Raw genomic sequence first — 24,937 nt, 5'->3', positions numbered from 1 at the left:
TATTATTTAAAGATATGCAAATTTAAATAATAAAGGCGGGACAAAGTGATAACTGTAAGTAATGTAGGATTAAGATACGGAGAGCGTAAGCTTTTCGAAAATGTAAATTTAAAGTTTACTCCAGGTAATTGCTATGGAGTTATTGGTGCAAATGGAGCAGGTAAAAGCACATTTCTAAAGATACTTGCTGGAGAAATTGAACCTGATATTGGTGAAATTACGGTAGCTTCGGGTTTGCGAATGTCTATTTTAAAACAAGACCACTTTCAATACGATGATTATATAGTGCTAGATACTGTGATTATGGGTAATCAACGCCTCTATGAAATAATGAAAGAAAAAGAGGAGATTTATAGCAAAGCGGATTTTAGTGATGAGGATGGTATCAAAGTTGCTGATTTAGAAGACGAATTTAGTAAAATGAACGGTTGGGAAGCCGAATCAGAAGCTTCGACCTTGCTACAGGGATTAGGGGTAGGAATAGAGCTTCATGATAAAGTAATGTCTGAGCTGCAAGGGGCAGAGAAGGTGAAAGTGCTTTTAGCACAGGCGCTCTTTGGTAATCCTGGCATCCTTATTCTAGATGAGCCTACTAACCATTTAGATATTCAAGCTATCACTTGGCTAGAAGAATTTTTAATTTCCTTCGATGGAATTGTCATCGTTGTGACCCATGATCGACATTTTGTGAATAATATTTGCACTCATATCACCGATGTAGATTTTGGAACGATTAAGCTTTTTGTAGGGAATTACGACTTCTGGTACGAATCTAGTCAATTAGCACTACAGATGGCACGCGATCAGAATAAGAAAAATGAAGAAAAAGTAAAACAGCTTAAGGAGTTTATTGCACGATTTAGTGCAAATGCGTCCAAGTCTAGACAGGCTACCTCACGTAAAAAAATGTTAGAGAAGATAAATTTAGAAGATATTGAGCCATCTAATCGTAAGTATCCTTTTATTAGTTTTAAGCCCGAAAGGGAAGTTGGTAATGATATTCTTTCGGTTGTTGATTTAAGTAAGACTATTGATGGAGAAAAAGTTCTCGATAATGTAAGTTTTACTGTGTACAAAGGTGATAAAATTGCTTTTGTTGGAAATAACGAAATTGCATATACAACTCTATTAAAGATACTTGCTGGTGAATTAGAGCCTGATAGTGGACACTATAAATGGGGTGTTACTATTACAACTGCATATTTACCCATAGATAGTTCCTCTTATTTTCAAGATCAGGAAATGAACATTGTTGATTGGCTGCGACAGTACTCATCCGACAAAGCTGATTCATATGTAAGAGGTTTCTTAGGGAAAATGCTCTTTTCCGGGGAAGAAGTTCTAAAGCCAGTTAAAGTGCTTTCCGGTGGTGAACAAGTCCGATGTTTGCTAGCTAAAACTATGCTCTGTCATGCGAATGTACTGCTTTTAGACCAACCTACGAACCATTTGGATTTAGAGTCGATTACTGCTTTAAACAATGGTATGCGTGATTATAAAAGCAATATACTCTTTACATCTCATGATCGTCAGTTAGTACAGACAATTGCTAATCGTATTATCGAACTTACACCAACAAAAATGATCGATGTACGTTTAACCTATGATGAATATTTACAAAGTATTGCTATTTAAAAGCATCAAAACAAACACAAATAGGGGCGGATATTTGTTCTAGAACAAACATACGCTCCCTATTTCACCTCAGTTATCTTTCTAGTTCTATTAACCTACCATTAATATCTAATCTGGAAAACTTTAAATTATCTTTAATCCACTTAAAAGCATCCTTATGATAGAAAAAGACGTGGGTAGCATCGTTTTTATAGTGCCATTTTTCAAAGTCCCTATCTTCTGAATATACTTCAGTCATACAGTATAAAACACCACCTGGGTTTAATAGAGATCTTAGGAGTTTGAATTCCTTTAATGGGTCTTTGAAGTGTTCAATTACTTCACAACAAACAATAAAGTCATATGTTGATTCTAGAACCTCTGGATTATTCCAAAAGAAAGGATCATATAATTCTAGACTGAAACCTTCATCACTTAAAAGTTTTGTAATAACGGGGCCAGTTCCTGCACCAAAGTCAAGTCCTCTAGCATCTATTGAAAACCTTTCCTTAACCGCGTTAACAATAGGCGAAACAAATTTTTGATATCCTTTGTCATCTACACAATTATTATGTTCTTCATAGCGTGCTTTTTCTTCATCTGAGGAAAGAAAGTATTTAGGATGTAGAAAGACAGAGGAACATGCACCACATTTATAATAATCCATATTTCTAAAATTATAAAACCAAGAAGTAGAACCACTACATAGACTGCAATTCATAAACTTATCCTTTCTTTTTACTATTATCAGGGATAATAGTACATTATTAATATTGTATAATCAACTAATACGTTAATTATAAACAAACTTCACAAAGCTTACTTATTATGTTATAAAAATAGGATGAATAAAGGAAAGGAATATGTATAGTGACAAATATTCAATCAGAAGTAAAACGAAGAAGAACATTTGCAATTATCTCACACCCGGATGCTGGGAAAACTACTTTAACCGAGAAACTACTCTTGTTTGGTGGAGCAATTAGGTTAGCAGGAACTGTTAAGGGACGAAAATCTAAGAAGTTTGCAACCTCAGACTGGATGGAACTAGAAAAACAACGGGGTATTTCAGTAACTTCTAGTGCTATGCAGTTTTCTTATAATGATTACAAAGTTAATATTCTCGATACACCAGGCCATCAGGATTTTAGTGAGGACACCTATAGAACACTTTTAGCTGCAGATAGTGCAGTAATGTTAATTGATGCTGCCAAAGGTGTTGAAGCACAGACTATAAAGCTTTTTGAAGTATGTAGTTTAAGAGGTTTACCTGTTTTTACATTTATAAATAAATTAGACCGTGTAGGTAAGGAGCCATTGGAATTACTAGAGGAAATCGAAAATGTTTTAGGTATTCGCTCTTATCCTATGAATTGGCCGGTGGGTATGAACTTTGATTTTAAGGGAGTATATGACCGGAAAAGAGAGCATTTAGAACTGTTTGATAAAAATGATGATAATGAAACTCGCAAGACAATATCTATTGAAGAGGCTATAGCTAACAATAAGATTACTGAATCAGACTATAATAATCTGTTAGAGGATTTAGAGTTATTAGAGGTTGCTGGAGATGACTATAATATAGATGAAATATTACAGGGAAAGCTTACCCCAGTATTCTTTGGTAGTGCTTTAAATAATTTTGGAGTACAGACATTTTTAGAAGAATATTTAGATATAGCTCCACCGCCACGTGCCTATCAAACCCAAAAAGGAGTTATTGATCCGGTTACTAATGACTTTTCAGGTTTTGTTTTTAAGATACAGGCAAACATGAACCCTGCCCACCGTGATAGGATAGCTTTTATGCGTATTTGTTCAGGTAAATTTGAAAAAGGCTTAGCCGTAAATCATATGCGATCTGGTAAAACTATAAAACTAAGTCAGCCTCAACAATTTTTTGCTCAGGAAAGAGATATAATTGAGGAAGCATATCCTGGAGATATTATAGGTGTATTTGACCCCGGAATTTTTAGTATAGGTGATACCGTATGTTATAAGGGTGATTTTGAGTTTAGCAAACCACCTCAATTTGCTCCGGAGATTTTTGCTCGTCTTATTAATAGTGATACAGGCAAGTATAAGCAGTTTCAAAAAGGCTTACATCAGTTAATTGAAGAGGGAACTATTCAGCTTTTTAAGACTATAGGCGCGAGTGAAGAGCTCATAATAGGTGCGGTTGGTCAGCTTCAGTTTGATGTTTTTAAATACCGTCTAAAAGAAGAATATGGAGCAGATATTATTTTTGAGGGCATTTCCTATCAAATGGCTCGCTGGGTTAGATCAAATAATCCCATTGATTTAAAAAGTTTAGATATGTTAGGTTCTAAACCTGCTTATGATAGTGATAATAATATAATTGTATTGGTAGAAGCGGAATATGTTTTAAGGTGGCTTAAAGATAGGAATCCTGATTTAGAGTTTTTCTCTACTTCTTCTGAGGAGACTTTTTCAAATATAAGCTAAATATCTTAATAGGAAGGAATATTAACAGTGTCATTAAAAAAACATCCAGAGTATAAGGCGGAATTAGAAAGACTTGAATATACCGTCGATTACGTTAAAGATATTATTTTAGCCATGGATACAAAACGTGAGCAGTACAATGAAGAACTGCGTGAAGCTTATATAGATTTCGATTTTCTTGATAGCAGTCTTAGTTATGTTCGTATAATGATGAACTCAAAGTTTTTAGAAAGACTAGAAAATAGTTATGATGGATTAGTACATGCGGAAAAAAAGCCTTATTTTTGCAGAATCGATATAAAGCGAGAAGGCAATAGTAAAGAAGATAAACTGTATATAGGCAAAATTGCTCTACCAAGAGCAGATGGTGATGAGACTCCATTAGTTATTGATTGGCGTTCACCTGTAGCTAGTGTTTATTATGATGGGAATTTAGGTCATGTAACCTATGAAACCCCCTCCGGCACTCACAGTGGGGAACTCTTACTTAAAAGGCAATATATAATAAAAGATGGCAAATTAGAAGATATGATGGATGTGGATTTTGCTTCAACCGACGAGTTTTTGCAAGTGGCTTTACAGGAGAATAAGGATAATCGGCTAAAGGATATAGTAAATACAATCCAAGCAGAGCAAAACAAAATTATACGTGCTAGCATATCTGAGCCATTAATTGTTCAAGGAGCAGCAGGAAGTGGAAAAACCACTATTGCACTGCATAGAATAGCATATTTAATCTATACCTATGAAGAGAGCTTTACTCCCGAAAACTTTATGATAATTGCACCAAATAGTTTGTTTTTAAATTATATATCGGAAGTTTTACCAGAACTAGGAGTAGATCAAGTAGAGCAGACAACGTTTGTTGATTTGGTCTATGATCTTACCGGTGTAAAATATAAACTAGTTAGTCCTGATGAAAAACTAGAAAAGCTTTTGGTTGATGGGGATGAAAATGCTTTAATAAGAGATGTATCTATGTTTAAAGGCTCTTTGGAGTTTAAAGAAATAATTGAAAAATATGTGCTCTCTTTGGAACAAGACTTTGTGCCGCAAGAGGATTTAAAGCTAGAAGAATATACCATACTAACTGCCGAAGAAGTTAACAGTATATTTTTAAAAGATTTTTATTATCTTCCTATATATAGCAGAATCCCAAGAGTTAAAAAAATATTAACAAGTAAGCTGAAAAAAGAGCTTAACAGTATAATAGAAGAGTTAGAAGATGACTATGATAAGCGCTTAAATGAGGTTAGACGTTCAACTGATGATGCTGAAGAACGTAGAGAACAATTAGGAATATTAATGGATGAAAGAGATAATAAAATAGAATCACTTAAAAAAACTTCTAAAAATGCAGTGAAAAAATATATCGCTCTTTTTCCTCAAAATGATGCGTTACACTACTATAGGGAATTAGCAACTAGTCCTGAAAAATTACAATACTTTGCTAATAACGAAATAAACCAAGAGTTTTTATCTTATTTCTGTAATTACACTAAAGAGGTTTTAGCAAAAAAAAGGGTTGAGTTTGAAGACCTAACACCACTACTATACATTCAGTACAAAGCATTTGGCTTTAAAAAAGAAATGAAGGCCAAACATTTAGTAATAGATGAAGCTCAGGATTTTAGCTTATTTCAGATAGATATTTTAAAGGAAATTTTTGATACAGAGATGTTTACTCTCTTAGGAGATATATCTCAAGGTATTCATTCTTATCGTGGTATGAATGATTGGAATGAATTAAGAGAAAAGGTCTTTACTAGTGGAAACAGTAGATACCTGACTCTTGAACAAAGCTATCGTACCACTATAGAGATTATGGATTTAGCTAATGATGTACTAAAGCTAACTGAGTTACCAGGTTTAGTGTTAGCCAAGCCAGTTGTTAGGCATGGGGAAAAACCAAAGGTTTTAAGGCAAAAAAACCAAAACGAAACTATAAGTGCGTTGGAAAAAAGAGTTCAAGATCTAAAAGAAAAAGATTATTCTACTGTAGCCATTATTTGTAAGACTACTAAGGAATGTACAAAATTAAAAAAATCACTAGACAAAAGAGGTAATATTGCTGCTAAACAACTTAATGCTAATGATATTAGTTATGAAGGTGGTATAGTTATTTTATCTGCATATCATGCTAAAGGACTAGAGTTTGATGCAGTAATTATCACCACTCTAGAAGAAGATTACGAGCAAACTGAACTAGATTTAAAACTTTTATATGTTGCTATGACAAGGGCTTTACACAGCTTAGATGTCGTATGCACAGGAAAAACTTTATCAATATTGAATAAGACTAACGCTGTTGAAAAAGGATAAGGCGAATAGGATAGGACATTTATCTTGTCCTTTTTTTATGGATATTGATACTATTTTTGAGAATAATAAACATCGATCAGTTCTTGTCTATTTGATACTTCAACTTTCCTATAGATGTTTCGTAAATGAGTTTTTAAAGTATTGTTGCTTATGTTTAAAGAATTACATATGTTGGGATTATTATATCCTTTTAATAGTAAATCTAACACCTGTTGTTCGCGTGCGGTCAACCCATATTCAGAAAAAGCGATGGTAGGAGATAATTGTTCGACTACATTATCAGAAGTTGCTCCTGATTCAGCTAAGGTAATAGAGTCATCAGGTTTATCATAATTAATTTTAGATATAGTAAATAGATTTATGAAAAGAATTACTGATACAAACATTATAATTGCGGCCAATATGGACAGGGTGTTTATTTGTTGAATAACATTAGTTACATATAAGGTTATACCTTGATGAAAGAGAGAACTGCCAAACATAGACAAAGTAACTATAAAGAAGCCAATAGCAAATACTTGGCGTTTGTTTTCAGTTGTTTTAGCAATGTAACAAAGAATCATCCAGACAAAAAAATCAAAAACAGCAAATCCCATTTGAAAAAACAGAAAAGAGATTATAATACTTCCTCCACTTAAAAAAGGAACTAGCAAAAAGCCAATGCCTAACAGTGGCAATGCAAGATTATGGGAATAGCGAAGATAAGTAAATTCATCCTTAAATATACTTACAACAGCAATAAATATTACTACACAATATATTAAACTACTATACCAAAATAATTGTTGTTCCGGTAAATTTGGCAATAGGCTTAAAATGTTATACATTAGCCCACCAACAAAGTAAAACAAAAAGAACATTATAGCTAATCGTATGTAAGATATTATCTAATTTAGCATAGTCTTCATTATCAGCTATAATAATTAAGTTGTTACTACTTAGTCCTTTAATAAGTGAATAAACAGAAAATATAGGTAGTAGTAGGGTTATCAGAATAGCTAGGTATAAATGTATAAAAGATACTCCTAAGTACACCAAAGTTGCAATAGCCAAACATATCCCATAATATAAACCAGCACGTTTAATACTATATTGACTATATAATTCACCGTAAAATACTAGAATTATTGCTGACCCTATTCCGCCTAAAATAGCCGCTAAATACAGTGCGTATAGACCTAAAACTGTACTAAAAGCAGTTCCAACAATAAGTAATGTAGAGCACACCATTAAAATCATGCCACAAATAATTACCAATTTATTATTGAATTTCTTATAATAACTTTCATTAGCCAAAACCAAATAAGTAATCGTATTACAAGCTAAAAATAGTAGCATTACAATATTTATATAAGTTGATTCTAAAGTTAATAAAAATCTATAAACAAATGGACCATTTAAAAAAGTTACCCATAGCCAACCAGCCCAAAACCCAAGCCCGATAGGCCACCCTCTCATAACCCTCACCCACTTAAAATCACCCTTTAGGGGTGATGTCTTAAAAATGATTATAGCATATAATTTAAAAGCTAATTAGCTTTTTGTCTTAGGCAATTACTCCTAAGATAGAAATTTTAAAATGATTATTTTATCGGGGTTAAAAATGGGTGGAATTTTATAAAGAGGAGGGTAGTAGAAGAGATATTATTTTTGAAGGGAGTATTTCAATGTTGGTTTTAAAAAAGAATAAAATGCTATGTGTTTTTTTATTATTTACCTTTTTATTTACCATAGTTTTTGAATCGACACCAAACGTTTATGCAAATAACACGTTATTAGATATAAAAAACCATTGGGCAAAAGATACAATTCAAGAAATGGTAGATGGAGGAATTGTTAGGGGATATCCAGATGGTACATTTAAACCTAATAATTCAATTACTAGAGCAGAATTCATGACCTTAACAAACAGAGTATTTAATTTCACAGAAGAAGGGGAAATCCAGTTTGGCGATGTGCCAGAAGACACTTGGTTTACAGAGGCAATCAAAATAGCATATGCAGCAGGTTACATTGGCGGTTATCCTGACGGAACAATTAAACCAAATAATACAATAAGTAGACAGGAAGCAGCTATAATCATTACTAAAATTAAACAAATGAAAAAAAATACAAATTATATAGATATATTTAATGATGCTAAAGACATACCAAGTTGGAGTAAAGGATCAGTAGGAGCAGTAGCAGAAGCAGGATTTATGGGTGGATATCCAGATGGTAGCTTTAAACCTATAGAACCTATAACTAGGGCAGAAGCATTAGTGTTATTAGATAGAGTATTAAAAGAGGCAATTTGGACAATAAACAAAGCAGGCACCTATGGTCCAGAAGAAGGAAATAAAAAGTTTGATGGTGATGTATATATAAAAGCAGATCAAGTAATTTTACAAAATGTAACTATTACAGGTGACCTTACAATAGCAGAAGAAGTAGGAGAAGGAGAAGTAACATTAAACAATGTTACAGTAGAAGGAGACTCCTATATTAGAGGTGGTGGCTCAGATAGTATCTACATAAACGGAGGAGACTTTAGAAATATAATCATTCAAAAAGCAGCAGGCAAACTCCGTATAGTAATGATACATGATAGAGGAGCTTCAGTAACAGTCGCAGAAGAAGCAAAAGATACTGAAATAATATTTCAAGGGACCTTTGACAATATAAATGTGAATACAGGAAATGTAAAACTAACAATGCAAGAAGAAACCCAGGTTAATAAACTACAAATAGATGACAAGGCAGAAGAAGTAAAAGTAAATACATCAAAAGAAACAGTAATAGACCTACTTGATGTTAATACAACAACAAATGTTAATAATGAAGGCAGAATAATTAAAGCTTTAGGTACAGGAGCTAAGGACTCAGAATATAAAATTAATCTGCCAGAGAACTTACAGCCTAGAAGATCAAGTGGGTCGTCTAGTAGCTCAACAGTTTCTGTAAGTGCTATTAATATTACAACAACACCGGATGATGTTAGTGCTTTAAATAACAGTGCATCAGTTGCAGTTGACTTCTCATCCGATATTAGTGGAGTTACATTCTATTACACATTAGATGGAACAACACCTTCCACATCATCACCAACATCATCATTGATAACAGTAGATGCGAGTGACTTAACTGGCAACAGTGATCTTGGAGGGACGGTTACAGTAAAAGTTATCGGTGTAAAATCAGGTATGAACAATTCTTCAGTTGCTAAAAAAGAGATTACATTTAATGCTGCGTCAACTGCTGCTGTCTACAATAGAGAAGAGCTAACCACTGCTTTAGATAATAGTGACATAACAACAATTACCGTAGTACCTGGGACATATACTGGTGACTATACAGTAAGCAATACACAAACGATTAATGGTTCAAATGCCATAATAGATGGGAATTTGACTATTAAGGCAGATAATGTGGTTATTAATGGTACTCCACCGCACTCTCCATTTCAGGTTATTAATGGAACAGTATCAATATCTTCAGGCGTTAATAACTTCACCGCTGATGGCACGAATTTTGACAACCTAACGATTGATGGCGGTGGACTAAATTCTGTAAGGCTTAGAAACTCATCAATTGGGAATATGACAGTTAACAAGCCAAATGTTAGAGTTAATATGAGAGACACTGCTTCAACTAATGTAGAAGTAGGGGCAAATGCTACAGGTGCAAGATTAGAATTCACTTTAGGATCATCTACTACGAAATCTGTTAATATTCAAGCTGGCACTACGGGTGTTCAAGTGGCAAGTAGAGAAGATAATCCAATAGAGGTAACTGGAGATTATGAACCAATTACCCTTCATAAAGTAGAATTCAATGTTGGTATATATGATGCGCTAGTTTCAATCAATGGCGACGAAGAGCTTACTGTTTGGCCTGGAGAAGTAGAATTTGATCTAGAAGAGGGAACTTACAGCTATACAATAACTAAAACAGGCTATGAAGATGTAACAGGTAGTGTGACAGTTATAGAATCAGATATTATTGAATCAGTTACACTGACTCTAAAAACATATACAGTAACATTTGTTGATTGGGATAATTCAGAAATCGCTACAGAGACAATAGAGCACGGAAGTGCAGCAACAGCACCAGCCGATCCAACTAGAGATGGCTACAAGTTTACGGGTTGGAGTCCAGCTGACTTTACAAACATTACAAGCGACTTAACAGTGACTGCTCAGTATGTAGCTGTAGATAAAAATGCTTTAGCAACAGCCATTGGCGAAGCAGAAACTAACAGAGATTCTGTAGAAATAAGCACAGACGGTTCAGACGTACTAACAACTGATGAGTGGGTAAGCCAGGTAGCTATGGATACATATGAAGAAGCTATAGGAGCAGCCCAAGGAGTATACGATGATACTAGTGCTTCTCAAGCAACAGTTGATCAAGCAGTAACAGACTTAGATACAGCGACAGCAACCTTTGATGGGGAGAAAGCTGCAGGTACTTTAGTACCTGTAACTGGAGTAAGCATTGACGAAGCTGACCAAACAATTGGAGTAGGAGCAAACTTCCAGTTCAACGCAACAGTAGAACCTGGAAGCGCGACAAACAAAGATGTAATATGGTCATCAAGCGATGATGGTATAGCAACAGTAAGTGCAACTGGTGAAGTGACAGGAGTAGCGGTAGGAACAGCAGAAATCACTGTAACCACAAATGATGGTGGTTTTCAAGATACCGTAACGATTACAGTAACTGAAGAAGCGGACTTTGATGGTGGTAGTGGTACAGAGGAAGCCCCTTATCAAATAGCTACAGCTGAACACTTAGACAATGTAAGAAAGCACTTGGGGTCTGACCATGCCAATACACATTTTATCCTACTAAATGATATTGATTTAGGCGATGCAACATCTGACGGTGGTGCCTACTGGAACGATGGTAAAGGTTGGGAGCCTATCGGTACTGAAGGAGACACTTTCCAAGGTATATTTAACGGTGAGGGTTATTCGGTTATTAATCTTTTTATTGACAGACCAGAAGTAAATGATGTAGGGTTGTTCGGGGTAACATCGAAATACAGCAGTTTAGACCATCATCCAGGTGTCCACAACCTAACCATAGAGGGAGGAAGCATTACAGGCAAGGATTATGTAGGTCCTCTAGCTGGCAGGTTTGTTGGGCAGATGGCTAACGTAACTGCGGATTTGACAGTACATGGCGAGAAATATGTGGGTGGCTTAATTGGAAGAGCAACCGCTGCTCAAACTACGTCTAATACCGATTACGACCAGAAAATAGAAAACTGTTCAGCATACGGAGATGTCTATGGTATCCAATATGTTGGAGGACTCTTGGGACATGGTGGAACTAGATTAACAATTCTTGACTCTAGTGCATCGGGAAATGTGACAGGTATCTTTGATGAAGAAGATCATAATCATTTTGGTGGTTTTATTGGAAGAATTTCCGGGCAGGGGGGAACTTCTGTAAGTAATAGTTACGCTACAGGTGATGTGAATGCGCCCAGTGCAGATCAGGTTGGAGGATTTGTAGGCGAATTGGCGTACAACTCTGCTACAAACAGTTATGCCACTGGAAGTGTTGCTGGAAATGAAGAAGTTGGTGGGTTTGTAGGTAAAATGGCTACTGGAAGTTCATGCACTGAGAGCTATGCTACAGGTAATGTTGATGGGTACAGCAGAATAGGTGGTTTTGCCGGTTATTCTATAAGAAATTTATCAGGTCTATATGCTTCAGGTGATGTCACAGGTGTACACAGGGTAGGTGGATTTGTTGGGCAAATTGGGTGGGTAGCTAACTTTATTTCTAACAGAAGAGATTTGAGCAATGTGAACGCTCATGGCAATGTAGAAGGAAGTGGTTCTGGTATTGGGGGTTTAGCAGGTTGGATAGCTGGTGATATAACAAACTCTTACATGACAGGAAGTGTTTCTGGAGATGGTTCAAGCGTGGGTAGCATAGTAGGTACCTGGGATAGTGGCTCATCCAGTAACACCTATTACAACGAAGATGTGAACGGGCAGTCAGGGAGTGGAACACCTAAAACAACTGAGCAAATGAAGCAGCAAGCTACTTATGTTGATTGGAATTTTAGTAGCACTTGGGGCATTAACTCATCAGAAAATCAAGGCTATCCTTTCTTAAGGTGGCAGGGTTATGAACATACTAGTGATTAATCGAAGCTAGACACTATTTTATTAAGCTACTGATATACACAACACCAACCCCCAGCACACCTTGGGAGCAATCAAGCTCTTGAGGGGGCCTTATAAATGCTAATATTTAAATGTACAAAAATCACATAAGTTTCTATAGTTTTACTGGGTGATGAGAAATGAAAATAAAATTAATTACTGATATTGATATTAACTCAGTAAAAGACTTACCGAAACTTAAAACACTTGTGGAGGCAAATAACTTGGATAAGCCAAATTTTAGTGAAATAGCAAGGAATTTGGGGGTTGATAGAAGGACAGTTAAAAAATATTACATAGGAGCTGATAAAAAGGAAAGAAAAAAGAAAAAATCTGTGATTGATGACTACTATGAAATTATAAAAGAATTACTATCTGATGAATCATCTCAAATGTTTTATTACAAAGATCATCTGTTTAGATATTTACAAAGAGAGCATGGATTAAAATGCACCAGGAATAACTTTAATTACTACATACTAAAGCATGAAGAGTTTGCTAATTATTTTAAACCAAAAGGTAATTCAAATTCAATTAAAACAGAAACAGAACTAGGTAAACAAGCACAGTTTGATTGGAAAGAAAAAATTAAATTTAGGTTTAGAAATAGTGAAGAAATAATTATAAATGTAGGAAGCTTAGTATTATCAGCATCAAGGCAAAAAGTTTGGCTTATTTACTTATCAACAAGCTTAGATTGTGTTGTAGACTTTTTAGCTAATGCTTTTGAAACAATAGGGGGTGTGCCTAAGGAGTTAGTTATAGATAATGCTACTACAATGATGTTAAAAGCTAGAACAGAATTATCAGATGGTACTGTTAATCCTAAATTTCAGCAATTTGCAGATGATTATGGATTTAAAGTAGTTCCTTGTATTAAAGGAAGGCCTCAAACTAAAGCAAAAGTAGAGAATCCTATGAAAATTATAGATGAAATAATGACTTATAACGGAGTGTTAGATAATATCGAACAATTACATGAAAAATTAGAGCAGATAACAAACGAGGCTAATACTAGAATTTGTCAGAGTACAGGCATACCACCTATACTTATGTACAAAAAAGAAAGAGAACATCTTTTTCCTTTACCACAAGAAAAAATATGTTCTTCCTATAAGCTTTCTTCCATAAAGGTGAATGTAAATACAAATGCACTTTTCTCTTACAAAAAGAAAATGTATTCAGTTCCTTCAACCTTAATTGGAAAGAAAGTAACAATAAAAATAATTGAAAATAACTTGCATGTCTATTATAACAAAAAACTTATTACTGTCCATGAAATCATGGAAAACAAAAAAATAACATACACAGAACAGCATCATTTAGACATGTTAAAACAAACATTTAGAAAACATGATGGGGTTGAAGAATATGCTATACAGCATCTAAGGGAATTGGAGAAATTTAATGAGCAATTATCAAATATTACATGACAATTTAAAAGAGCTTAAGTTAACCCAGATGAGTATTAAGTTAGATAATTATTTAGACCAAATAAATGATGGGAAAATAAGCGTTATAGATGCTTTATACGAACTTACTTCTAAAGAGATAGAAGTTAAAAACTTTAATGCTACCAATGCAATGGTTAAAGTAGCTGGATTTCCACATCAAAAAGAACTCAAAGATTTTGATTTTGAATTCCAACCTAAAATTAATAAACAACAATTCTTAGATTTTGAAAGTTTAAGATTCTTAGAGACTAACAGCAATATTCTATTGATCGGAAATTCCGGAGTCGGAAATTATAGCAAGTTTTTGCTTATGGAAAGATTTTAGTGTTAAGTAAGCAATAATTCATGGTTAAAAAAATCGCATAATTCTAAAATCTTTCCATAATCTTTTTTTATCTGCAAAAATCATTTAACCAATTTAATAAATCAGTATCTTTATCCCAAGCAGGAATATCTTGTTTTACAACCTCAACATAAGCTGCTTCTAATGCTTTTCTTTTAACTTCTGAATTAACCCTTGCGTAAATTTCTGTAGTGGTAACATTAACATGTCCTAGTAAGTCTCTAATATAAATTAAATTAACATTAGCTTCCAATAAATGTATTGCTTTAGTATGTCTAATCATATGAGGATGTAAGCTTTTCGGGAATTGCATTTCTGGATATGATTCTTTGGCTTTCTTAAGATACTTTTCCAGAATGTATGATACCCCTGGTCTTGTAAAGGGTTTTCTATTGCTATTAAAAAACAATGGATGATTCTGATAACCATTTTCTAAAAGATAATGTTCTCTCATATACTCTTCTAATAATGTACAAGTCTTTCCCATGATAGGTACAGAGCGTTGTTTGTTTCCTTTTCCAGTTAATAAAACAGTTGCAGGTTTTGTCAATCTAACATCACATGCTTTTAAATCAATTAATTCTTGTACTCTAGCTCCGGTATCATAAAAAGTAGCTATCATTGTAAGATCACGACGGCCTTTTATTGTATTAGGATTTGGTTGTTGTAATAAAGCTTTAAGACATTCCTGGGTTAAATAAGATATTGACTTCTTTTCTCTTTTTTTAAAAGGAATTCCTAATATACGTTGACTTTCTAATAAAAACTCTGGATTTTCTGACTGCACATATCTAAAGAGGCTATGTATTGCAGCTAGTCTTTGATTACGTGTATTGATGCTAACACCTTTTGACTTTTCAAGCCATAATAGAAAATCTTTAATTGTCTCAGCAGTTATTTTTTCAAAAGTAAGATGTTCAGGTTTAATGTTTAGTATTTCATCAAAATAATTCAATAGTTGTTTAAATGTATCTCTGTAAGACTTGATTGTATTTGTGCTAACATTACGTTGCGTTGGGAGATAGTCTGACATGTAACGGGTTAATGTTCTAGCAAAATTAGTCATCTTCATAAAATACTACCTCCGGTATTGTGTTTGAAAAATGCTGCTCCACTGATGTGGTTATTGTAGGATATAAATCAGATGTTAATCTAAGATAGTGTTGAGTTCCCCTTAAATCGTTATGACCAAGATAAACAGACAAGTAAGGTAAAAGATTTGTTAGGTTTTCTCCTGCTAACACCCATTTTTTCAAACAATGTACTGCAAATGTATGTCTTAAATCATGAAGCCTCGGTCCTTTTCCGCTATGAGAAATATTTGCTTGCCATATTATTTTTCTAAACAATTTATATATAGTGCTTTCATTATAATTTTCACCATATGGCGATGGGAAAAGTAGGGATTCTTGCTTTCGAACTGATGAACTTCTTTTACATATAGTTGACATTGCTTGTTTAGAGATTCTGACATTGGAACAATTCGACTTTTATCAAATTTTGTATTATGTATAGTCAATGTTCCATCAGTTAAATTAACATCATTTATTTTTAAATTTACAGCTTCGGATATTCTTAAGCCACATCCATATAACATTCTTAGTATAAGTGAAATAACGAGATGTCTGTTTGGAGAATATACCGAAATTGGATAGTTATCGCATATATCAAATATCTTTTTTATTTCTTGTTTAGAAAAAATATAAGGAATATACGAATATCTTTCAATGGTAAGTGCGCGAGGTGGGTAAATGTAAGCATCATATCCTAAACGAACCATATATTTTGCAAAACCACGTACTGTTGAAATCCTGCCATTTTGGGTGCTTTCTGTTTCATTAGGTCTTTTTGCTGTCCATTGGTATACCAATTCTTTAGGTAATTCTTTGCTCTTTAGATTGTTTTTTACAATCAATTGATCAAGTTTTTTTAAAAGTGATGCACCTTTGGTATATTTATATCCAACAGCTCTTTGTTCTTCTATATATCCAACCATTAAATCACCCAGAATGCTAGTAAAAATGTACGGTTCTTTAATCATCTAAGAACACCTCCTCTGGGTCAAGTGCACATTTTCTAAGTCCTTCAATACCTATCTGTAAATATACTCCTGTGGTCTTAGAGTTTATGTGTCTTAATACTTCTGAAATAACTTGTAAAGGTGTTCCTTGTTCAAGAAGAGTACTAGCTAATGTGTGACGTAAAGAATGCATGCCATGTCTTTTACCCTTAGGAATTGTGATCCCAGCAAGTCTAGTATACTTCGTTATAATATTATGGAGGTTAGCATCCCTGCCAAATTCTTCATAGGGTGCATGCATACGTATAAAAACATATGGTGATTGACTTACTGGACGTCCATTTTTAAAATAATCTATTAATGCCCAGCCGATATCATCCAATATTGGGTATGTAGTTTTGCTTTTTGTTTTTTCCTGTTTTATTTCTATAGTTTTAGATTGCCAATTTAGATCAGATAGTTTTAGTGATTTAATATCACCAACTCTTATTCCAAGTCTTGTAACTAAAAGAAGTATAGCAAAATCTCTTTTTCCAGTTGGGTTCCCTCTATCTATTGTTTCTAGCATCTGTTTAACATCTTCTTGTTTCCATACTGATGGTATAGCCGGGTATTGATATTTCTTTTGTTTTGGTACGCTTACTGATAAATTATCGTTTGTAAATTTATTAAGATATAGAAATCTTAAAAATACTCTAAGGGTTGTAAGTATTGATGAAATACTTTTCTCATGATGTCTATAAATTGTTTTTACATAATGAGATATTATTTCAGGAGTAATATCATTCACATTTTGAATATTGCGCCCATCCAGATAATCGATAAAAAAGAAAAGCCTTTGCATACGTGTGCGAAGGCCTCTTTTAGCATAGTCATTATCTTCACAGTATTTTTGATAAGCTAAAAGCTCTTTTTCAAATTGAGGTGGATTCACATAACCAGGTTTTTTTACAATCCTTCTAATGACTACTCCGTGAAGTTGATAATCGCCAAGGACTCTAATTCGCCTAATTGAATTCTTAAAAGATTTAGGCATTGATTCCGTGTAATAATTAACTGTGCAGTTATACTTTTCTTTCAAGAACTCACTACCAAGCTCTTCAGAAAAATATGTTTGGTTTTTTTCATGTGCAAATTCAATTACTCTTTTGTAAAATGCACGGTACCCACTTATCGTATTGTGGGCATAGTTTAATCTCTCAAGCTCCTTTAAAACATTATTAACTAATTCTTCAATTGGTATTCTTTTTTCCATATAGCACCTCCAATAATATTTGTATAATTAATTGTGAGGTGTTATGGAAAGAAATAAAAGCACTATCCTCTTATTATTCAGTAATATTCTTATTTTTTTCCATAAGCAAAAACTTACTATAATTTCCGTTATGGAAAGCTTTCCATAACGGAAAGTCGCATCTGGCCACTTCTATAGGTATTGCAGCAGCTAAAAAACGTATAAGCACTTATTTTATTAAATGCCATGATTTAATTGAACAACTTAGGAAAGCTCATCTAGAAAACAAGTTAGAAAATCGAATTAAGCATTTTGCTAAATATAGGCTTTTAATAATCGATGAAATCGGATATTTGCCTATCGGTGAGCAAGAGGCAAAAATGTTTTTCCAGCTTATTGATCGTAGATACGAGAAAAAAAGCACCATAGTAACTAGTAATATTAGTTTATCAGATTGGACCGATATTTTTACTGATAACATGTTAGCTAGTGCTATTTTAGACAGACTAGTACATCATTCTAGCATTGTAAATATACTTGGTAGTTCATATAGAACTGCAGAAGCTCTATCAAAAGTTGGTCAAAAAGAAGATTAGTTGTACATAAAAATATTTGCATTTTTGTTCATTTTTTTATTGACGTTTATATTCTAGGGTAACTCAGTTTGTTCGTAGTTTGGTAGATAGAGGACGTGGTAATCGTGCCATTTTTGATGTTTTACCACCACAGCGCCGGACGTTAGCAGAACAAGGTTTATTAGGGTCCAGTCGCCGAGCTGTAGTTGTTAGTTTACCTACCTCAAGTGGGAAAACAATGATAGCAGAGTTTCGAATTTTGCAGGCATTAAATCAATTTGAATATGAAAAAGGTTGGGTGGCCTATCTTGTTCCTACAAAAGCGCTAGTGAATCAGGTTACACGTCAATTGCGTCGTGATTTTGATTCTTTGGGAGTGTTAGTCGAACAAGTTAGTCCAGCGCTTGAGGTAGACAATATTGAACAGAGATTATTACAGGAACAAGCCGAAAATTCACAATTTAGAGTTCTTGTGACAACGCCAGAAAAATTGGACCTAATGCTTAGGCAAGGGTGGGAAGAAAAGATAGGGCGTCCACTAACATTAGTTGTAGTTGACGAAGCCCATAATATTCAGAGTAATAGTCGTGGACTGAAACTAGAACTTTTATTAGCTACAATTAATAAAGAGTGCCAGTGGGCACAATTCCTATTATTAACCCCCTTTATTGCTAACGGACAAGAAGTAGCCCGTTGGCTGGGAGGTCAAAATTCAGATGATATAAGTCTTGCATTAGACTGGCAGCCAAATGATAGAATTATAGGTATTGTTAAGGCTAAACAAGAAGAATTAATAAAAAATAAAAGTTATAATTATAGTTTAGATATGGAAACAGTGCATACTTCAAGAAATACATTGACCACTAATGGTTTGCTTAATTTACCGGGAACACATGACATTGCTAAGACATTTGCTCAAGTAAATGACAAAAGTACATTGGCGGCTGTAACCGCTCAGTATTTAAAGCAACGTGGACCGGTTATAGTGATGCATACGCGGCCAGATTGGGTGTGGTCTTTAGCAGATAAGTTAAAAATTGAATCTAATTATATAGAACTACCATCTGAAAAAATACAACTGGTTAAAAAGTTTTTGCAGCTTGAATTAGGTGCAAATTTTCCGCTTATTGATCTTTTATCCTATGGAATTGGGGTACACCATGCTGGCTTGTCTGATGATGTTCGATTTCTAATGGAATGGCTATTCGAGGAAAATGAATTGAATTTTCTTGTCGCTACAACTACTATTGCACAGGGAGTCAATTTTCCGATTTCTGGATTAATTATGGCTTCTCATCAATATCCAGAAAAACAAAAAACTGTTGACATGCCACCAGAAGATTTTTGGAATATTGCAGGTAGGGCAGGAAGAATTGGGCAAAGCAGTGTTGGTGTAGTTACTTTAGTTGCTAAGGATGAAAATCATGTAGAAAAACTTAGAGAATTCATTAATAAGCAGTCTGGAGAACTAAACTCAGCATTATTAAAACTAGCAAATGAAGCAGAAGATAATTTGGGTGATTTGGGAAGTATTGTTTATAGGTATCCAGAGTGGTCTAGTTTTCTGCAGTATTTAGTACATACATATCGTCAAATTGGAAAACCAGATACGTTTATAGATCAGGTAGAACAGGTTTTACGTGGAACTTTAGGATTTGAAAAGCTACGAATTAAAAGCCCAACTTTGGCTAATAAATTATTAAGAGGAATTCATGAGTATGCTAATTATATAAGTGCTCCTAATCAGCCTCTAAAATTGGTTGATAGTACAGGTTTTTCATTACAGAGTATTAATACTGTTTTGGTCAATAAAGGCAATATTGACAGATCTTCATGGAATGCGGATACATTATTTCATGAAGGCAACCAAACTCTTCAGGATATGATGGGGATATTATTAAAAGTGCTAGAATTGCGGGATAATCTTAAAGACGTGGTAGGTGAACAACAGCCAGATGGGCAAAAGCTTGCTTCTATTTGGAGGGGAAAGATGCTTATCCTTTTAAATTAAAGGAAATACCTGATGTAGAAAACAATGGACAGAACGTCTTTTTATAAGGAGTCTTAGAAAAAAACTCCTAGATATAATACAAAACTTTATCCTATTTGATAGTGACGAAAAAGGAAAGGTTAATTAAAAAAATATGTAGGTATCAGCAATTTAGAGCTTAACCTTGCTAAAAAACACTTCGCAACAATCAACTAAGGAGAATTATATGCAGCTATCAATTAACTATGGAACAAAGACCATTTACTTTGATGTTATATATAGAAAACGCAAAACTATGGCTATTACTGTTGAAGCACCTGATAAAGTAACAGCTATAGTTCCAGTTGGAATGAAAGAAGAAACAATTAAAAAAAAGGTCATGACTAAAGCTGATTGGATAGTAAAAAAGCTATATGAGTTTAAAAATGTAAAACATATTCCAATTAAAAAAGAGTTTGTAAATGGTGAATCATTTATGTACATGGGAAGAAACTATTCCTTACAAATAGAACTGGATAATAGTTTAAAAGTGCCCGAAGTTAAGCTTTTTAGAGGAAAATTTATAATATCTACTCCCACGAAAGATGAAGAAATATTAAAGAATGCAATGGAAAAATGGTACCGTGAAAAAGCCAAAGAAAAGATAAATGAACGAGTCGAGTATTATCAATATAAAATTGGCAAAAAGCCCGCAAAAGTAACTGTTAAAGAACAAAAGAAACGTTGGGGCAGTTGTAGTTCAAAAGGTAATGTTAATTTTAATTGGAAACTAATAATGGCACCATCCCCAGTTATAGATTACATAGTAGTTCACGAATTGGCCCACCTAGTCCAACTAAACCACTCCAAAGAATTCTGGAATCTAGTTGAATCTATCCTTCCAGATTACAAAGAGAGAAGAAAGTGGCTGAGGGAAAAAATAAAATAGTTAATTTTTAAATTTCAACAATAAGGGAGGGAAGTTTGTATAATGCTTAAGTTGCCGATGATATCCTTCAATTATATTAGTTGTATAGATTATTTTTCTAATTTCATAAGGATATTTAAAGTAATTTGTTAAATAGGAGGTAGATTGATGACCTACCTCCTAAGTTTCGAGAGTTGTTAGGTTGCTTAATCTGTAATTTTCATGTGCTTAAAAAGTGCCTGCTTTTGTGACACTGCCTTTTTGGATGTTAATATTATCCTTTAGTGTAGTGCCGACGGAATTGCCAATCCAATACTGACCTGGCGGAAGTGTTGTCATAAAGCGCCCGTTACTACTAATATTAGCGATTTGCGTGAATTGGTCAGACTTACGTACTATGTAAATTTCTGTCCCTGCCGGACGATTATGTACTCCAGTCACTACCCCTAACTCAGACGGAATAGTGTAGCTGTTGCCTGCGCTAAAAGCTCTTTTTTGAATACCAATCCAAACATCACCATTGTCATCGATTCTAAAATGTGATCCACTAAATTCTCCAGGGTATGGAGGACTGTCGCCTAAGTTCATTCTAATATTAACATCGTATGTATTAGCGTTAATTGGCCCACTATAGTTGCCTTGGTCATCAGCTATGAGACGGGTGTGAATCTGTGGATTACCGTATAAACCTACTATTATTTCTGGGTCTGTGACTGGCTCACCATTAAACGGGTTAATAATTCGTCCGCTAACAAATGCTGCTGTATTAGAGGCAAGTGCAAATGTGCGTCTATCAAGCCATTCATCATTATCTGTTTGGATAACAGCTACTAGCTCAATAGTGTTACCATCATCAGCAGCAACAGTTGTATATGTAGAGGTCGCTACACCGTTAATATCAGTCAATGATTCATTTACAGATAACTGGTCATTGCGATCGTGCGGCCCAACGCTTGCAAAAAATTCAATATTAGTGAATGCAGCTGGTCTATTATCAGGACCGTGAATTGCTGTTGCGGTTATAGTAATCGTCTGTCCGCCACCTGGTGCTACTACTGTTTCGCTCAATTGAACTGAGATATCGGCGTTATGGTATATTTTAGATTCAGGTTGTTCAGGGACATGCCAATCGTCAAGTGTATCAGCACGAAAACTCACAATGTCAACGATCCGTTGTCCGTCCGGGCGTTCAACATTATAGAGTGCCGTTGTTGTCATGCGAGCCATTTCGGCACGATTCATGATGCCAGTGTCATTGTAATACAGTCCAGCTTCTAATCCGAGGTTATTTACCATATCGTTATAATCGTTCGGCCAGTTCATTCCTGATTGCTCGTGTTCTAAAACACGGATTAGAATTGTTCCCCAATGCACCATTTGTAGTGGATCGCCTGGAGCGTATAGCCCATCACCTGTTCCGCGCAAGATTCCTTCCTCTGACATTAAATTAATCCACCCAAGTGCCCATTCGTGGCTTGTTCCGACTATGTCTGTAAAAATCGCTTCAGTTTGGGCGGCTTTAACAGCGTCTTGTTCTGTATAGCCAAGTAAATAGCCAGCGACTTTAGCTGCTGCAGCCCTGTTCAGTTCAGCATTAGGAGCAAACTGGTCGTTGCCTACGCCCTCTAATATTCCCAATCTAGACATTTCCAAAATTGCATCCTCCTGCGGATTCCCTGCAATATCTGTGAAATTTGCTGCTGCAACAGTACCCATAGTTCCAAAAAGTAGTACCGTTGTCATTATGATAATTATCATTAGCTTTTTCCCCATCATCATCCCTCCAATTACTATTTTATATAATTGCCAATCTAATTTGCTCTAGTTGCTCATTAGTAGTAGCAATAACAATCTAATTATAGCAGTTTGTGTTAAGTATTAGTGGGCAAAATTCACTTTCTTGTAATTTATTAAATAAAAAATCAAGGAGCTTGAGGAAGAAGTGAAACGCCTATAAATTCTTAAACGCAGATATGGCGAGGTTCTTGAAGAGGACTAAATATGATGGGTAGTGTTGAAATGAATAAAAAGCTAATTCTGTTTTTAGATGAAGTGAAGGAAAAGGACTTACCACTTGTTGGGGGGAAGGGCTTAAATCTAGGTATTATGATTAACTTTGGTTTTCCTGTTCCTACTGGATTTTGTGTTACCACCTTAAGTTATAAAGAGTTTATTGAACACAACAGTCTAGAGGGGTTTTTAGAGGAAGCCTTACAAGGATTATGCCAGGAGAATATCGGGCAAGTGGCAAAAGAAATCAGAGAGCGAATAATGGAATCCCAAATTCCTAAGCTGGTGGAGAAAGAAATAATAAATGCAATTAATAAGATGGGGCCTTACAATAACTATGCTGTAAGATCCAGTGCTACCGCAGAGGATATGAAATTTGCCTCTTTTGCAGGGCAACAGGATACTTATCTCAATGTGCATGGAATTGAGTCCATACTACATTCAGTAAAGAGCTGTTGGGCTTCCCTATTTACTGATAGAGCAATACTTTACAGAATACAAAACAACATAGAACATAAACAGGTTTACATGGCAGTTGTAGTACAGAATATGGTTTCACCTAACGTATCGGGAATAATGTTTACTGCCGATCCTGTTTCTGGTCATAGAGATATTCTAACCATTGATGCCAGTTATGGCTTAGGAGAAGCCTTAGTATCTGGGTTGGTGTCACCAGATATATATAAATATAATAAGGGTCAAGATAAGATAGAAAGTAAGGTTATAGCTGATAAGAAGTTGGCGGTAATGCCATTGAATGGGGGAGGAACAAACAAAGTTCGATTAACTAACGACCAATCCAAAAGCCAAGTATTAACCGATACTCAGATAGTAAATTTAGCACAACTGGGGAAAAGAATAGAAAAGTATTATGGTTGTCCACAAGATATTGAATGGTGTTTAGCTGGAGAACAATTATATATTGTACAGAGCAGATCAATCACATCCTTATTTCCACTCCCCCAGCCTATACCCACAAAAGACGCATTGCATGTCTATGCTTCTTTTAGTCATATTCAGGTAATGACAGACCCTATATCTCCTCTGGGTGTCGATATGGCAAGAGCTATCATTTCTATAGATAAATCAGAAATAAACCAAGACGTATATAAATATACAAAAACAGCAGCTGGAAGAATTTATATAGACATAAGTGGTCTTTTACAAAACAATGTACTAAGGAAAATGTTACCTGCTATATTGAAAAATGCCGATAATTTACTAGCCTCAGCACTAGAGAATTTAATAAACAGGACTGATTTTAATACCCAAATAGTCAATGACCGTAAAACGATCAAGGCTTTAAAAAGATTTATGATGCCTATAGTGATTAGAGGAATGAAAAATCTACTTTATAAAAACCCAGATGCCACTGTCGAATGCGCAAATGATTATGTAAATATGCGGTTGGTAGAAACACAAAAAGCAGTAAATCAAGCCAGGCAGGGGGCAGAAAGGCTAGAAGTTATCCATGAAATAGCAAGTTTTTCTAAGGATTTTAAAAACTTTCTTCCTCTCATCATACCAGCTATTATTAGCTACAAAATCTTGGAAGGGTTAGAAGAAAAATTACTAGGCTCTCGCAAATACGTTAATGAAATTTTGCAAGGCTTAGAAGGAAATATAACTACGGAAATGGGACTACTAACAGGGGATTTAGCAGATAGTATTAGAAAGAGTCCAGAATTAATACAAGAGTTTAAAAAGGAAGACTATAGTACTTTATTTGATAGGTTAAAGTCTTTAAATGGATATGATGATTTTATTCAACTTTTTGATAAGTTTATTGAAAAATATGGCTTAAGGGCAGCGGGGAGCTAGATATTGCAAAGGATCGG

The 24,937-nt window shown here is 34.6% G+C and carries 17 protein-coding genes and 1 pseudogene; 10 read left to right on the top strand and 8 right to left on the bottom strand.

Annotation, left to right across the window (positions count from 1 at the left end; translation table 11 throughout):
- The first annotated feature begins 45 nt into the window (after window positions 1–45).
- On the top strand, window positions 46–1,635 hold the full coding sequence (locus SYNTR_RS08555) for an ABC-F family ATP-binding cassette domain-containing protein (protein WP_156204121.1): 1,590 nt from the start codon (window positions 46–48) through the stop codon (window positions 1,633–1,635).
- 73 nt (window positions 1,636–1,708) lie between these two features.
- Here SYNTR_RS08555 and SYNTR_RS08550 read toward each other — a convergent pair whose 3' ends face one another.
- Window positions 1,709–2,335, bottom strand: coding sequence for a class I SAM-dependent methyltransferase (locus SYNTR_RS08550; protein ID WP_156204120.1), 627 nt, complete (start codon window positions 2,333–2,335; stop codon window positions 1,709–1,711).
- A gap of 149 nt (window positions 2,336–2,484) precedes the next feature.
- On the opposite strand from SYNTR_RS08550, the gene SYNTR_RS08545 reads away from it, so the two are divergent.
- Both SYNTR_RS08545 and helD read left to right on the top strand, forming a co-directional pair.
- A complete protein-coding gene (locus SYNTR_RS08545) occupies window positions 2,485–4,080 on the top strand; it encodes a peptide chain release factor 3 (RefSeq protein ID WP_197079078.1) in 1,596 nt (531 codons plus the stop codon).
- A gap of 27 nt (window positions 4,081–4,107) precedes the next feature.
- Entirely contained in the window at window positions 4,108–6,402 is a 2,295-nt protein-coding gene (gene helD, locus SYNTR_RS08540) for an RNA polymerase recycling motor HelD (protein ID WP_156204118.1), read from the top strand.
- A 50-nt stretch (window positions 6,403–6,452) separates the two neighbouring features.
- Here the strand turns inward: helD and SYNTR_RS08535 are convergent, their stop codons facing one another.
- Together SYNTR_RS08535 and SYNTR_RS08530 are read right to left on the bottom strand one after the other, a co-directional pair.
- Window positions 6,453–7,229, bottom strand: coding sequence for a LuxR C-terminal-related transcriptional regulator (locus SYNTR_RS08535; protein WP_197079077.1), 777 nt, complete (start codon window positions 7,227–7,229; stop codon window positions 6,453–6,455).
- The gene (locus SYNTR_RS08530; RefSeq protein ID WP_156204116.1) at window positions 7,222–7,860 is read right to left on the bottom strand and encodes a hypothetical protein; all 639 of its coding nucleotides are present in this window, start codon (window positions 7,858–7,860) and stop codon (window positions 7,222–7,224) included. The genes SYNTR_RS08535 and SYNTR_RS08530 overlap by 8 nt, the downstream gene beginning before the upstream one ends.
- 149 nt (window positions 7,861–8,009) lie before the next feature.
- Between SYNTR_RS08530 and SYNTR_RS08525 the strand changes: the two genes are divergently transcribed.
- The 3 genes from SYNTR_RS08525 to SYNTR_RS08515 all read left to right on the top strand — a co-directional run bounded on the left by SYNTR_RS08525 (window position 8,010) and on the right by SYNTR_RS08515 (window position 14,345).
- Window positions 8,010–12,548, top strand: a complete 4,539-nt coding sequence (locus SYNTR_RS08525; protein WP_156204115.1) for an S-layer homology domain-containing protein — start codon at window positions 8,010–8,012, stop codon at window positions 12,546–12,548.
- A 158-nt stretch (window positions 12,549–12,706) separates the two neighbouring features.
- The gene (gene istA / locus SYNTR_RS08520; RefSeq protein WP_156204114.1) at window positions 12,707–13,999 is read left to right on the top strand and encodes an IS21 family transposase; all 1,293 of its coding nucleotides are present in this window, start codon (window positions 12,707–12,709) and stop codon (window positions 13,997–13,999) included.
- A complete protein-coding gene (locus SYNTR_RS08515; RefSeq protein WP_243140171.1) occupies window positions 13,974–14,345 on the top strand; it encodes an ATP-binding protein in 372 nt (123 codons plus the stop codon). Before istA ends, SYNTR_RS08515 begins: the two co-directional genes overlap by 26 nt.
- Window positions 14,346–14,412: 67 nt before the next feature.
- Here SYNTR_RS08515 and SYNTR_RS08510 read toward each other — a convergent pair whose 3' ends face one another.
- From SYNTR_RS08510 to SYNTR_RS08500, 4 genes are read right to left on the bottom strand one after another with little or no spacing between them, the layout of a single operon-like run.
- Window positions 14,413–15,435, bottom strand: a complete 1,023-nt coding sequence (locus SYNTR_RS08510; RefSeq protein WP_156204113.1) for a site-specific integrase — start codon at window positions 15,433–15,435, stop codon at window positions 14,413–14,415.
- Window positions 15,422–15,814 (bottom strand): tyrosine-type recombinase/integrase, encoded by a 393-nt coding sequence (locus tag SYNTR_RS11735; RefSeq protein ID WP_197079076.1) that lies wholly within the window; start codon window positions 15,812–15,814, stop codon window positions 15,422–15,424. The genes SYNTR_RS08510 and SYNTR_RS11735 overlap by 14 nt, the downstream gene beginning before the upstream one ends.
- Complete coding sequence (locus SYNTR_RS11730) at window positions 15,697–16,404, bottom strand: tyrosine-type recombinase/integrase (protein ID WP_197079075.1); 708 nt, start codon at window positions 16,402–16,404, stop codon at window positions 15,697–15,699. The genes SYNTR_RS11735 and SYNTR_RS11730 overlap by 118 nt, the downstream gene beginning before the upstream one ends.
- The gene (locus tag SYNTR_RS08500) at window positions 16,397–17,638 is read right to left on the bottom strand and encodes a site-specific integrase (protein WP_156204112.1); all 1,242 of its coding nucleotides are present in this window, start codon (window positions 17,636–17,638) and stop codon (window positions 16,397–16,399) included. The genes SYNTR_RS11730 and SYNTR_RS08500 overlap by 8 nt, the downstream gene beginning before the upstream one ends.
- A 149-nt stretch (window positions 17,639–17,787) precedes the next feature.
- On the opposite strand from SYNTR_RS08500, the pseudogene SYNTR_RS08495 reads away from it, so the two are divergent.
- The 3 genes and pseudogenes from SYNTR_RS08495 to SYNTR_RS08485 form a co-directional block, all read left to right on the top strand.
- Window positions 17,788–18,213 (top strand): annotated as a pseudogene (locus tag SYNTR_RS08495) (ATP-binding protein); the annotation flags it as partial.
- 79 nt (window positions 18,214–18,292) lie between these two features.
- Window positions 18,293–20,203: a DEAD/DEAH box helicase gene (locus SYNTR_RS08490; protein ID WP_156204111.1), complete on the top strand. Its 1,911-nt coding sequence runs from the start codon at window positions 18,293–18,295 to the stop codon at window positions 20,201–20,203.
- Window positions 20,204–20,408: 205 nt separating this feature from the next.
- Complete coding sequence (locus SYNTR_RS08485) at window positions 20,409–21,110, top strand: M48 family metallopeptidase (protein WP_156204110.1); 702 nt, start codon at window positions 20,409–20,411, stop codon at window positions 21,108–21,110.
- A gap of 207 nt (window positions 21,111–21,317) precedes the next feature.
- Here SYNTR_RS08485 and SYNTR_RS08480 read toward each other — a convergent pair whose 3' ends face one another.
- A complete protein-coding gene (locus SYNTR_RS08480; protein WP_156204109.1) occupies window positions 21,318–22,868 on the bottom strand; it encodes an S-layer homology domain-containing protein in 1,551 nt (516 codons plus the stop codon).
- Window positions 22,869–23,090: 222 nt separating this feature from the next.
- Here SYNTR_RS08480 and SYNTR_RS08475 point away from each other — a divergent pair, with 222 nt between their 5' ends.
- Window positions 23,091–24,920, top strand: coding sequence for a PEP/pyruvate-binding domain-containing protein (locus SYNTR_RS08475; RefSeq protein ID WP_243140170.1), 1,830 nt, complete (start codon window positions 23,091–23,093; stop codon window positions 24,918–24,920).
- Window positions 24,921–24,937: the final 17 nt, after the last annotated feature.

Origin of the sequence: Candidatus Syntrophocurvum alkaliphilum (genome assembly GCF_009734445.1) — a bacterium.
Classification (GTDB): Bacteria; Bacillota; Syntrophomonadia; order Syntrophomonadales; family Syntrophomonadaceae; genus Syntrophocurvum; species Syntrophocurvum alkaliphilum.
Note: the sequence above shows the minus strand (reverse complement) of the source record. Positions and strands in the feature narration are given on the sequence as shown.

Excerpts from the sequence above, each read along its gene's own strand:
- SYNTR_RS08550 (WP_156204120.1), bottom strand. The coding sequence starts at position 2,335 with ATGAATTGCAGTCTATGTAGTGGTTCTACTTCTTGGTTTTATAATTTT.
- SYNTR_RS08535 (WP_197079077.1), bottom strand. The coding sequence starts at position 7,229 with ATGTATAACATTTTAAGCCTATTGCCAAATTTACCGGAACAACAATTA.
- SYNTR_RS08530 (WP_156204116.1), bottom strand. The coding sequence starts at position 7,860 with ATGAGAGGGTGGCCTATCGGGCTTGGGTTTTGGGCTGGTTGGCTATGG.
- istA (WP_156204114.1), top strand. The coding sequence starts at position 12,707 with ATGAAAATAAAATTAATTACTGATATTGATATTAACTCAGTAAAAGAC.
- SYNTR_RS08515 (WP_243140171.1), top strand. The coding sequence starts at position 13,974 with ATGAGCAATTATCAAATATTACATGACAATTTAAAAGAGCTTAAGTTA.
- SYNTR_RS08510 (WP_156204113.1), bottom strand. The coding sequence starts at position 15,435 with ATGAAGATGACTAATTTTGCTAGAACATTAACCCGTTACATGTCAGAC.
- SYNTR_RS11735 (WP_197079076.1), bottom strand. The coding sequence starts at position 15,814 with ATGTCAACTATATGTAAAAGAAGTTCATCAGTTCGAAAGCAAGAATCC.
- SYNTR_RS11730 (WP_197079075.1), bottom strand. The coding sequence starts at position 16,404 with ATGATTAAAGAACCGTACATTTTTACTAGCATTCTGGGTGATTTAATG.
- SYNTR_RS08500 (WP_156204112.1), bottom strand. The coding sequence starts at position 17,638 with ATGGAAAAAAGAATACCAATTGAAGAATTAGTTAATAATGTTTTAAAG.
- SYNTR_RS08485 (WP_156204110.1), top strand. The coding sequence starts at position 20,409 with ATGCAGCTATCAATTAACTATGGAACAAAGACCATTTACTTTGATGTT.
- SYNTR_RS08480 (WP_156204109.1), bottom strand. The coding sequence starts at position 22,868 with ATGATGATGGGGAAAAAGCTAATGATAATTATCATAATGACAACGGTA.
- SYNTR_RS08475 (WP_243140170.1), top strand. The coding sequence starts at position 23,091 with ATGATGGGTAGTGTTGAAATGAATAAAAAGCTAATTCTGTTTTTAGAT.